We start from the raw sequence: 10,650 nt of genomic DNA on the forward strand, positions 1-10,650 counted from the left end.
ATTATAGGGACACAGTCAGGTCATTCTCATGGTTCTCGTACCGGTATTCTGTCTCAGAGAAGTAGCCTTTCAGCAGCTTCATGGAGAGCGCATCCCCCTCCTCCAGGGGGTTGAAGGGCGCGCCGCCCCAGACAAAGCGCATCTGAGCCTTGCCAGTCTCCTCGGAATATTCGGCAGTGACGTGCAGTTCATAGTCGCCGGCGCTGTTGGGAATCACGTTGGTGGCGCAAATTTCCTCAAACGCCCGGCGCATATTATCCAGTTGGCGACGGGGCATGAGCTGTTTTTCACCGAACTGCTGGAGCTGCTCGGTAACGGCGATGAAGTCGTAGTCTGGGCTGGTGATGGTAAACGAGAGGACCTTCAGCCGCTTGACAAAAGCCCGTGTACGATCACGCTGCGGATGTTCGAAAATTTCCTCAGGAGACCCGTCCTCATAGATCACACCCTGGTCCATGTAGAATACCCGGGAGGACACATCCCGCGCAAACTTCATCTCGTGGGTGACGAGCATCATGGTGAGCCCCTGGGCTGCCAGCTGACGGATGACCGTGAGGACTTCCCCTACCATTGTGGGGTCTAGAGCGCTAGTTGGCTCATCAAAAAGGACGATCTCCGGCTCCATGGCCAGGGTCCTGGCGATAGCCGCCCTCTGCTTCTGGCCGCCGGAAAGTTCGTCGGGGTAGCTGAGAGCCTTCTCTGCCATACCGACAGCCTTTAGAAGCTCTATAGCTTTTTCATAGGCTTCCTGCCGGGAAACCTTCCGAATCAGGGTGGGCGCCAGCATGATGTTCTCAATAATGGTCAGATGCTCAAAAAGGTTGAACTGCTGGAAGACCATCCCCATGCGGCGGCGGAGGACATTGAGGTCCGCCTTTTTGTCACAGATATTTTCTCCATGGACAAAGATGGCTCCCTCGGTTGGAGTCTCCAGCCGGTTGACACAGCGGAGAAGGGTGGATTTGCCGGTACCGGAGGGGCCAATGATGGTGATGACCTCTCCCTGATGGATAGAGGTGTTCACGTCGGTAAGGGGGGTGACGTTGGGGAATGCCTTTTTGAGGTGCTCGATGCGGATAAGCTCGCCCCCCTCAAATTTCTTGGACGGTGCTGCTGGAACAGTCGGATGCTCGTTAACGATCACGCCTTTGGGCAGCCGTCGGGGACGGTGGCGGGGATCGATGTTCAGCTCAATTTTGCCAATGGCCTCCGCCACAGCAGAAGAGATGGCAAAGTAGATGATAGCGATGGCGATTAGAGGGAAGAACGCCTCAAAGGTGCGGCTACGGATCAGATCTCCGGCCCGAGCCAGGTCCTGGATAGAAATGTAGCCAACGATGGAGGTCATCTTGATCATGGCCACCACTTCGCTTTTATAAATTGGAAGTACATGACGGACAGCCTGGGGAAGAATTACATGGAGGAAGCTGGTGATCTTACTGAAGCCTAGAGCCGATGCCGCCTCCCATTGTCCATTGTCCACCGCATTGATGCCGGTATTTAGGGTGCCGGCTACAGCCACAGCGAAGATGACTGAGAATGAGATCACCGCCACAGCCACAGGGTCAATGTCGGAGGAGGCAAAGATGACAAAGTTCACGATGAGAAGAACCACTAGGTTGGGTATGCCTTCCATGATCCGGCAGAACCCTCTGGCCGTAGCAGACACCGCCTTGTGCCGACTGCGCAGCAGGAGACACAGGCCAAAACCAAGACCCGTTCCAAAAATCCCTGAAAGGAGAGAAATCTCCAAGGTCACCAGTAGGCCGCTGAGAATCATCTGCCAACGGTTTTCCCGGATAAAGGTCTTTTCAAAGTTGGATATGATTCCGTTTATGAATCCCTCCGCGGCCGGTTGCTCCGCGTTGGCAATGACCATGACAGTTCGGACCTCTTTGTAGGGGTCGGAGAAATTCATGGCCTCCCGCCGTTCTTCTGTGGCAAAGAGGTTGGACATGATGTAGTCCACCTTGCCTGAGGTACAGGCAGGCATGATGCCGTACCAGTCATATACCTCGATGACTAACTCCGCGTTGCACCAGTTGGCAAAACGGTACATAAGCTCTAGGTCAAAGCCCACCAGCTCGTTATCCTGATAGAAGGAGTAGGGTTCTGCGGCGCCGGTAGTGCCCACCTTGATGGTAAACTCTGGATTTTCTGGCACAGGAATATCCGGCATAGTATAGTCGTGCTCCGTCTCCCACCGACGATTCATATCGTCTAGGGTACCGTCTGCCTTGATTTCAGCGATAAAACCGTTGATAAGTTCCGCCGCGTTGGGCAGGTCAGTCACAGGGCTGATGCCCACCACCACATCACCGCCTTCTCCCACTACGCCGTCAGGATGAAGGGTTACATCGTTACGCTGGGACTTAACGCTGCTTTCGTAGGCCGTCAAGTTCATAGCGTAGGCATCAGCCTTGCCAGAGGTGACGTTTAGAAGGCCGTCGGTCGCGCTATTTACATATATGATCTGGGCGTCTGGATAGGCGCTGCGGGCATCGCTTTCGGTGGTGGTGCCCACCTCGACGGCAATTACGGCATCCGGTGAGTTCAAGTTGATGGCCCCACTGCTGTCTGTGCTTGAATCGCCATCCGAACTGCCGTAGACGGTCGTTGTCAGACACACTACGCACATCAGCCAGGCGAGCGCTCTTTTTCTCCAGATCCTGTCAGCTCTCATATTGATCACTCCTCTCCAGGTATCCACCCCAAAGGGTAATTTCCATGTCGCCCTGATGCTAGGGCAGGATCCGTCATCAGGGGCGTGTTCGACCGGGATCAGTAACTCCCTCGGCACATCCCCAAAACAAACCACATTATATATAATAGAAATATACCATACTAGCTGTAGCCGATAGCCTACTTTACAATTTTGTAAGGTTCGCGCTCTTTTTTGTGTTATAATGATAAGATAGAAAGGGTATTTTTAATTTTTTCAGCGGAAGGAGAGACCTACGTGAGATGGTTCTCGGGAAGCTTGGGAGAGTCATGTCTAGGATCATTCCGCTGCCCCCTAAACCCACATTGAAACCCTCCTCCCGCACCAGCGGGAAGAACGAAACATATGGGAGGAAGCGTCATGACTATCACAAAAAACGCGACAGACAGTACCCTGCGTATCGCCTTGGAGGGACGTTTAGATACTAATACGGCCCCCCAGCTGGAGGCGGAACTTAAAGCTTCACTCCCCGGCGTTACGGAGCTTGAGCTGGATTTTTCCGGTTTGGAGTACATCTCCTCCGCAGGCTTGCGGGTGCTGCTGTCAGCACAGAAGACCATGAATAAACAGGGGAAGATGACCATCCACCATGTCAATGAGACCATCATGGAGGTCTTTGAGATCACCGGATTTGTGGATATTCTGACCATCGTTTGATACGGAGAAGGAGATCTACATGGCTGGTACAGCGACACAGAACCAGAGCGGTAATTTAAAACAGGACGAGGTATTTCTGCGTAGATCCTTTCATCGGAGCCTTCTTCCCTGTGTTCTGTCCATACTCAGTGAAAATATCAACATCCTGACGGACGGGATTCTGGTAGGGCAACGGATCGGCACGGATGGCCTGTCTGCGATCAGTCTGTGTGTCCCTGTGTATCTGGTATTGTGTGTGGTGGGCTCTTTTTTTGGTCTCCGGTACTGCTATCCAGGCGTCTAAGGCCATTGGACGCCGGCAGCAGGAGAAGAGCCAGAGGCTCTACCACACGGCGATTTGGTCCTGCCTAGCCGCATCTTGCCTGACGACGGCGATAGGGCTTGCCCTCAGCGGCCCGATTTCTGCCCTGTTGTGCCCGGACCCGGCCATCCGTCCCTTAGTGCGGGAGTATAACTTCATCACTTTAATTGGAGCGCTGCCAAAGATTCTGATCTATATTCCTTTCTGGTTCCTGCGCATAGATGGGCGTACAAAGCTGGTGGCCAGGATGATGCTGGTCATGGGGGGCGGGAATATAGCCCTGGATCTTCTCTTTCTCTACCCTATGGATATGGGAATCGGGGGAGCGGCCTTGGCCAGCGTTATCGCGACAGCTGTGGCATGTGCTTTGGGCTTTTTCTGGTTATGTGATCAGAACAGCAGTTTCCATCTGGGATCCTCCTGGGTCACCACCCGGAAGGAATGGAAGGAAATCGCGGCAACGGGCAGCCCTTCCGCCCTGAACAATCTCCTACAGACCCTGCGGATGTTGACGGTGAACGCCCTGCTGTTGTGGGCGGGAGGCAGCGAATTGGTAGCGGCTTTTACCGCCGTCAACTGTATTAGTGCCTTTTCCTTGTCGGTAGTGGATGGAGTACCTCAGGCCGCTTCTGCCATGCTGGGTATATATAGCGGTGAGCGGGATAACGACAGCGCCGCCCTGCTGATTCGGAGGGAGCTGTATACCGGCTTTTTCTGCTGCGGAGTTTTTGCTGTCGCGGTGACCCTTGCCGCCGATGCCATCGCCTCTGCCTACGGCCTGCCCGATGGCTCCCTGCGCTTTGCCATGGTGTGCCTCTCCGTTGGTATGTTCCCGGCCTTAGGATGTAGTGTACTCTCCGGGTACTACAACATCACCGGTCATGTCCGCTGGGCGAATGCCCTCATCCTCTGCCGCGTTTTTTTGGCTGCCGCTATAAGCCTGTATATCGCCCTGACCCTTGGCATGAGCCCTTGGTGGTTCCTGGCCCTCAGCGAGGCTGCTACCTTGGCGTTGTGGTATTTCGCCGTTTCCCTCTACCATAGGCGGCACCCGGAGTGGACTCGGTACCTGCTGATGGATCGGTCCTTGGAGGAGAGCGGACAGGTGATCAACTTCTCTGTGGTCGGAGACACAGAGCATATCTGTGAGGCCAGCGGAAAGATCGCCGACTTTTGCCGGGAAAATCGGATGGATTCTCGGCAGGTCATGCGCTTTAGCCTAGCCATCGAGGAGGTTATGGCCATGATTGTCCAGAAGAATCCGGATACCGCTGTCCGCTTTGATGTGCGAGCCTTTTCCGTGGGGGAGGCCATGGGCATCCGCATCCGTTATGACGGACGGGCCTATGACCCCTTCGACCATCGTGAATTCCATGGCGAAGAAGACTTGGGCATCCAGCTCATCACCGGTATGATGAAACAGGTGGTGTATCAACGGACCTTCGGGGTGAACACAGTACAGCTTTTGCTCTAAGCGACAGGAGAACTACTATGAAGATGGACTACATTTCGCCGGGAGCGGCGGCTATGGCCAAGCTGCGGCAGGCCGCAGCCGGTGCCCAGAAAATCCAGCAGGAGCAGCTGCGGACCATATTGCGGCAAAATGCCGCCGCAAAATACGGCACGCGTTATGGTTTCTCCCGCATCCATTCCTTGGCAGAATTTCAGGAACAAGTCCCGCTCTCCTGTCACCAAGACTATGAGCCTTACATCCAAGCTCTTCTCTCCGGCGGTACCTGTCAGCTGACAATGGAAGAGCCGGTTTACTTCGCCATTACCTCTGGAAGCACCGGCACCCCCAAATACGTGCCTGTGACGGAGACGGATATGGGCATCCACTATGAGTATATCCACTGGGGCGTCTACGGCATGGTGGAGGAGTACTTTCCTCAACTGCCGCCAGAGGCGTTATTTGGGAAGATATTCCAGGTGGGTGAGTTCGCTAAGACCTATCTTCCAGGGGGGCAGATGTGTGGTGTCCGCTCCGCTTCTTTATATCAGTGGTTAGATCGCGCGGGAGGTTTTGATGCTTCCGATTACTGCGTGCCCAAGGAAGTCCTTTTCCCGGAGCGGGTGGAGGATCTGACCTATGTGAAAGTTCGCTTTGCTCTAGCGGAGAGAAAACTTACCGCCATCCACAGCGTCTTCCTTCACCGGGCGGTGAGCGTTCTGGATTACATTCGGGAGCACTGGAACCTACTGTTACGGGATATGGCGACGGGGACGATAGACGACAGCATCCCTCTGGACGCCCATTGGCGGCGGAAACTTCGTGGCTGGCTGCCTCCAGACCCTCGACGAGCGGAGGAATTAAGCCCGCTTCGGCCGGATCTCCAGCCGGAAGACATGGTACGACGGATTTGGCCCGATATCCGGTATATTCTAGGCATTGGAGGGGAGAACTTTCCTGTTTATACCCGCGCGATGGAACTCTATGCGAAATCTGTACCCATTCACCACTTTATCTATGGCGCTTCAGAGGGCTTTCTCAGCATAGCGGCGGGAGTAAATGTACCAGACGCCTACATCCTGCTGCCAGAGGCGGGATTCTTCGAGTTTCTGCCTGTCTCTGGAGAGATGGGTTTGCCCAAGACCATAGGGCAGGTGGAGGTGGGGGAGCGCTACGAACTTGTCTTTACCAACCACTCTGGCCTTTATCGTTACCGGATGCGGGATGTGTTGGAAGTGGTAGGCTTTTGGGGGCAGGCTCCGGTTGTCCGCTTCTGTTATCGGATGAACCAGGCTTTAAATGTAGCGGACGAGAAGCTGAACACCGAGCAACTGAGAGATGCCATGTGGCGCTTCCAAGAACGTACGGGCCTTTCTGTCACCGCCTTCTGTGCTCAGGAGGATTACTCTCTTCGGCCGGGTAGATACCTCGTTTATTTGGAGAGCCCCTATTTGGAAAACGCCGGGCCGTTGCTGGATCAGTGCCTGCGAGAGATAAGCCTGGGCTATCAAGGTTGCCGCGTTATGGGAGATATCGGACCGGTCCGTGTTCGCTTTCTGCCCCCCGGCAGTTTTCAGCGCTATGAGGTAGCCATGGCTCGCCGTGGCCGGACGATGGCTCAGTACAAACCCGTGCAAATTTTGCGGGGAGAGGAAAGCCTATGTTTTTTTGCCGCTGAGGCGGATAAATTTGAGGAAATGAGGGAAAGATGAACGAGAAGATCTCAGGACTCTCCATAAAACTCATTATTAGCGTGCTGCTTCTGAGCGTGTTGCTGTGCACTGCCATCAGCTATATGGGCTACAAGCAATTTACCATGGTGCTGGAGGACGAGTACAATCGTTCCGCCTATGAAACTGCGGAGACTGCCAAGACATATCTCGATCCAGACCGATTGGAGTATTATCTGGAGACTGGGGAGATTGACGAGGCCTATCTGGAAATTCAAGCCGAACTGGACGCTCTGGTGCTCTCTACCAACAGCTATCTCATTTATGTGACCCAGCTCTCCAACGACTACACCACCAGTACCTATATCTTTGACGCCGTACACCCAGATACTGGATTTACCCGCTATGAGCTGGGCTACACTGCCCAGGATATGGACCCAGCCTACCAGGAAGAGGTAGAACAGATCATGACCACAGGGGAACGCAGCGCGGTCTACTTCTATTCCTACACCGAAGCCTCTGGCGCCCACACCACTGCGGGGATTCCTGTAAAGGATTCCAGTGGGAAGGTCGTGGCCTTTCTGGGAGTGGAAAAGGCTATGACGGCCTTAGACAACGCCCGGAGGACCTATGTATGGAACGTCATGGGGATTACAATACTGTCGGTGGCCCTGTTCCTTCTGGCGTATATCGGTTTTCTCCGCAAGGAGGTGGTCTCACCTATCCTTACCATTGCTGGAGAGGCCCAGCGCTTCGCTGAGGACAACGTGGCTCGGCTGGATCTGTTAGAGCAGATCCGCAAAAAAGACGAGATCGGCGCCTTGGCACGGGTTATCGGAAAGATGGAAACGGATATTGTACAATACGTGGAAAACCTCACCGCCGTCACCGCGGAAAAGGAACGTATTGGAGCGGAACTGAATGTGGCCACCCAGATCCAAGCGGATATGCTGCCTCGAATCTTCCCCCCCTTCCCGGAGCGCGATGAGTTCGATATTTACGCCACCATGACCCCGGCAAGAGAGGTGGGCGGCGATTTCTATGACTTTTTCCTGGTGGATCAGGACCACTTAGCGGTGGTAATAGCCGACGTATCGGGAAAGGGTGTGCCTGCGGCCCTGTTTATGGTCATTGCCAAGACCCTCATTAAGAACCACGCCCAGGCCGGTATGGATCCCAGCTGTGTCTTTGAGACGGTGAACAACCAGTTGTGTGAGAACAACGAGTCGGGAATGTTTGTCACAGCCTTCCTAGGCGTCCTGGAGATTTCCACCGGCCGCTTTACCTACGTCAACGCCGGACACAATCCGCCTCTGGTCGCCCTGGAGGCACAACCCTACCACTGGCTGCCCAGTAAGCGCGGCTTCGTTCTGGCAGGGATGGAGGATGTTCACTATCAGCAGCAGGAGATCATTTTCCATCCAGGGGATTGCATCTTCCTCTACACCGACGGCGTCACAGAGGCGCTAAACCCAAACAACGTCCTGTACTCCGAGGAGCGTCTTAAGGCCTTTTTCAAAGGGGCGGATCTGGTAGGCAAATCCTTGGAGGAGCAACTAAAGCTCTTGCATGGCGATATTGCCGCTTTTGCCGCCGGGGCAGAGCAGGCAGACGATATCACCATGTTGTTGCTCCGGATCAATAAGATCACCGGGAGGGATGAGAATGGCTGAGATCACCGTAGCGGCGACCTTGGACAATTTGAATACTGTTCTCGCTTTTGTGGACAAGCAGCTGGAACAGGCCGGTTGTCCTCTGAAGCTAATGACGCAGGTGGATTTGGCGGTGGAGGAGATCTTTGTCAACATCGCCCGCTATGCCTACCACCCATATGTGGGAGAGGCCCGTGTTCGTTGTGAGGCCGGCGGTGATCCCTTCCAGATTCTTGTGGGATTTGCTGATCGGGGCCGCCCCTATAATCCTCTGGACCGGCAGGATCCTGACGTGACGCTGGATGCACAGCGGCGGCAGATTGGCGGCTTAGGCATCTTCATGGCAAAAAAGCTGATGGATGATATCCAATATGAATATCGGGATGGAAAGAACATCTTAACTCTGCGGAAAAAAGGATAATAACCATCATCCTTTATCTTCTTATGAAAAATTTATAAAGAGGGGGAGCTTTCTCCAAAGAAAGCTCCCCCTCTTTTCTATCCTGTTTTTCTAACAAATGGGCAGAGATAGCACTGCTTTTCCGCCAGCTTTTATGAAAGCATCCAAGGGTAAAGGAACCCCTCATATTATCGTAAATGACAGAAATTTCAGGCGACCAACTTTAACAAATCGCAAAGCTTGCCGCCTGGGCGTCATATCAGCTCCAATGTATAGCCGTCTCCTCGCTTGGAGGAGATCTCGATGCGGGAGTTGTGGCTGTTGAGTTTCCGACGCAGCCGGGAAATCAGCGTCCAAAGAGCCCGTTTGTCATCCTCTTGGTCGGTGTTCCACACCTCCATCAAAACCTTCTGTTTGGAGACGGTTTTTCCCACGTTGCGGACAAGTAGAAGCAATACGGCAAATTCCTTCTGTGTCAGCTGTAGGTCGACGCCACCCAGGTAACCGCAGTCGGAGAAAATATCCAGCTTCAGGCTACCATAACTGGCATAGCGGCTTCTAGCCTGCTCCTGCCGCAACCTTGCTTCAATCCGTGCAGCCAGCACTTCTAAGTCGTAGGGCTTGGCCAGATAGTCGTCTCCCCCCGCCCGTAAGCCCTCCACCACGTCACGGCTCTCTCCCAGGGCGCTGAGAAACAAAATGGGGATGTTGTACTGTTCTTTTAGTTCCCGGCATAGTTCTACGCCATCGCCGTCAGGCAACATAATGTCCAGCACCACCAGATCCACTGGATGCCAACGCAAAGCCTGGCGGCATTCCCGGGCGGTGGCCGCTTGAAGAATCTCCTAGCCGTACATGGTCAGGGCCTCGGCATTGATCTTCATAATGTGTGGGTTGTCCTCCACCAGAAGGATTGTACTCATGGCTCTGCCTCCCTTTTTAACACTGTAAACGCAAAGACTGTACCCTCAGGGCCGGTACGTTCCACCTTCAGGCTCCCCCCGTGAGCCTCTACGGCCTCCCGGCAGATGGCCAGCCCCAGGCCGCTCCCGCCATCGCCGCTGTAGCCCTTCTCAAAAATATGGGGGAGAATCTTATCATCTATCCCGCTGCCGGAATCCTCCACCCGAAACACTACATACTCCCGGCATTCCTGATCTGACGCACTAATGGTAATGACACCGTTTTGGGTGTGACGGTTGGCGTTGACCACCAAGTTGATGAAGACCTGCAACAGCATTTCCCAACTGCCATAGACTGCCACGCAGTTTTCATTATGCGTGTCCACACGATTGCTGTTTTTCAGACACATAGGGGTACAGATGGCCCGGGTGCTTTCCAAGAGTGGTCCTACCTCCACCGTAGCAAATTGGGCTTCGGTAGTTCTGCCATAGGTGTATTCCATGAGGTTGTTCACCATATCGGCCAGCCGTAAAGCCTCATTGCGGATGACCTTTAGGTTTTCTGGCGTTTCATTACTAATATGACCGGTGGACATTTGCAGGCCGGTCAGTTGGGCATAACCGGAAATGACGGTCAGCGGTGTTTTTAGTTCGTGGGCCACCTGGTGCAAAAAATCCAGATTCATAGCGTTCATCCGCTCCAGAAGTTCGCTGCGGCTACGGCTTTCCGCCAGTGCTTCCTCCTGCGCCTTGGAACGCAGGCTGATTGACATCGCAATAAGAAGATCAAATATCAGCATCCCACCGGGCATGATTCCGTAATGGCTGACAACGGAACTATGATTGACATAAGTTGCCTCTAGCAGGATGGATAAGATGAGCACAGCCGCGCCGCC

The 10,650-nt window shown here is 54.0% G+C and carries 9 protein-coding genes; 6 read left to right on the forward strand and 3 right to left on the reverse strand.

Translation table 11 applies throughout. The features are described 5' to 3' along the window. Position 1: 1 nt before the first annotated feature. Positions 2–2,683 carry an ATP-binding cassette domain-containing protein gene (locus tag ACZ25G_RS09195; RefSeq protein WP_463682244.1) on the reverse strand — a complete coding sequence of 894 codons (2,682 nt, stop codon included), beginning with the start codon at positions 2,681–2,683 and terminating at the stop codon, positions 2–4. 399 nt (positions 2,684–3,082) lie between these two features. Here ACZ25G_RS09195 and ACZ25G_RS09200 point away from each other — a divergent pair, with 399 nt between their 5' ends. The 6 genes from ACZ25G_RS09200 to ACZ25G_RS09225 are packed head-to-tail and all read left to right on the forward strand — an operon-like array spanning position 3,083 to position 8,873. Beyond that, on the forward strand, positions 3,083–3,379 hold the full coding sequence (locus ACZ25G_RS09200) for an anti-sigma factor antagonist (protein ID WP_191482596.1): 297 nt from the start codon (positions 3,083–3,085) through the stop codon (positions 3,377–3,379). Positions 3,380–3,398: 19 nt separating this feature from the next. Continuing rightward, complete coding sequence (locus ACZ25G_RS09205; RefSeq protein WP_463682245.1) at positions 3,399–3,662, forward strand: hypothetical protein; 264 nt, start codon at positions 3,399–3,401, stop codon at positions 3,660–3,662. Beyond that, complete coding sequence (locus tag ACZ25G_RS09210) at positions 3,631–5,154, forward strand: MATE family efflux transporter (RefSeq protein ID WP_463682246.1); 1,524 nt, start codon at positions 3,631–3,633, stop codon at positions 5,152–5,154. Before ACZ25G_RS09205 ends, ACZ25G_RS09210 begins: the two co-directional genes overlap by 32 nt. 17 nt (positions 5,155–5,171) lie before the next feature. Further along, complete coding sequence (locus tag ACZ25G_RS09215; protein ID WP_463682247.1) at positions 5,172–6,842, forward strand: GH3 auxin-responsive promoter family protein; 1,671 nt, start codon at positions 5,172–5,174, stop codon at positions 6,840–6,842. Beyond that, complete coding sequence (locus tag ACZ25G_RS09220) at positions 6,839–8,473, forward strand: SpoIIE family protein phosphatase (RefSeq protein ID WP_463682248.1); 1,635 nt, start codon at positions 6,839–6,841, stop codon at positions 8,471–8,473. Before ACZ25G_RS09215 ends, ACZ25G_RS09220 begins: the two co-directional genes overlap by 4 nt. Beyond that, positions 8,466–8,873 (forward strand): ATP-binding protein, encoded by a 408-nt coding sequence (locus ACZ25G_RS09225; RefSeq protein WP_463682249.1) that lies wholly within the window; start codon positions 8,466–8,468, stop codon positions 8,871–8,873. Before ACZ25G_RS09220 ends, ACZ25G_RS09225 begins: the two co-directional genes overlap by 8 nt. A gap of 233 nt (positions 8,874–9,106) precedes the next feature. On the opposite strand, the gene ACZ25G_RS09230 is transcribed toward ACZ25G_RS09225, so the two are convergent. Both ACZ25G_RS09230 and ACZ25G_RS09235 read right to left on the reverse strand, forming a co-directional pair. Then, positions 9,107–9,694 carry a response regulator transcription factor gene (locus ACZ25G_RS09230; protein WP_463682251.1) on the reverse strand — a complete coding sequence of 196 codons (588 nt, stop codon included), beginning with the start codon at positions 9,692–9,694 and terminating at the stop codon, positions 9,107–9,109. 77 nt (positions 9,695–9,771) lie between these two features. Beyond that, positions 9,772–10,650 (reverse strand): sensor histidine kinase (locus ACZ25G_RS09235; RefSeq protein WP_463682250.1); only part of this gene is annotated, 879 nt, incomplete at its 5' end.

Source organism: Zongyangia sp., from assembly GCF_965361945.1.